This window comes from Vogesella mureinivorans (assembly GCF_007644035.1).
Classification (GTDB): domain Bacteria; phylum Pseudomonadota; class Gammaproteobacteria; order Burkholderiales; family Chromobacteriaceae; genus Vogesella; species Vogesella mureinivorans.
In genome coordinates this window covers 1-290 of sequence record NZ_VMTV02000866.1, presented here as the reverse complement: position 1 = coordinate 290, position 290 = coordinate 1, and the positions used below count along the sequence as shown (strand labels likewise).

Genomic DNA, 290 nt, shown 5'->3' with positions numbered 1-290 from the left:
GGATCACCGGCGTTATGGTGGCTTCGGTTCCCTTCGATATTCACGTTCACGACACTTATTTTGTCGTTGCTCACCTGCACTACGTTCTGTTTGGCGGTAGTGTATTTGGCATTTACTCAGCGTTTTATCATTGGTTCCCCAAAATGACGGGACGGATGATGAACGAAACCTGGGGTCGCATTCATTTTGCCCTAACGTATATTGGCTTTAATGTTACTTTCTTGCCAATGCACGTTTTAGGTTTACAAGGAATGCCCCGGCGGGTGGCAATGTATGACCCGAAATTTGCC

The 290-nt window shown here is 46.9% G+C and carries 1 protein-coding gene; it reads left to right on the top strand.

Annotated elements, in window-relative coordinates; all coding sequences use genetic code 11:
• A partial coding sequence (locus FLQ44_RS25685) for a cbb3-type cytochrome c oxidase subunit I (RefSeq protein WP_206209016.1) occupies positions 1–290 on the top strand: 290 nt, incomplete at both ends.